The sequence below is a fragment of the Cognatundibacterium luofuense genome (assembly GCF_018139685.1).
Lineage (GTDB): Bacteria > Pseudomonadota > Gammaproteobacteria > Burkholderiales > Burkholderiaceae_D > Undibacterium > Undibacterium luofuense.
Window position 1 is genome coordinate 1 of record NZ_JAGSPN010000476.1, and the last position, 311, is coordinate 311.

1 protein-coding gene is annotated in these 311 nt (G+C 51.8%); it reads right to left on the minus strand.

From position 1 onward, the window contains the following. Window positions 1-133, minus strand: a 133-nt coding sequence (locus tag KDM89_RS21290) for a HutD family protein (protein ID WP_212689794.1), incomplete at its 3' end; no start/stop codon positions are given. Between the last annotated feature and the right edge of the window lie 178 nt (window positions 134-311).

Genomic DNA, 311 nt, shown 5'->3' on the forward strand with positions numbered 1-311 from the left:
CGCTGGCTGTGCTCAGACGCCAGATAAACTGATCGAGCCCTGCCTGCTCGGGAAATACCGCAAGCTCGGTCGTGGAGCCGCCGCCATTCTTCCAGGGCATGGTGAGATAATCGTGCAAAGTCCAGTGACGCATAAAGGTTTCCGCAAAAAATACACAATGAACAGAGTGAGGGCTGGCTAAACCCCGTGCAGCAGTTTAAGCCTTCAGGCCCTCAACTCTGTTCAGCTAAGTTCAACTCAAATACAACGATTGATACAAGTCCTGACATTGTGCACTCAGGCTGCCTGAAATCACCAGCGCTTTTGCAGCT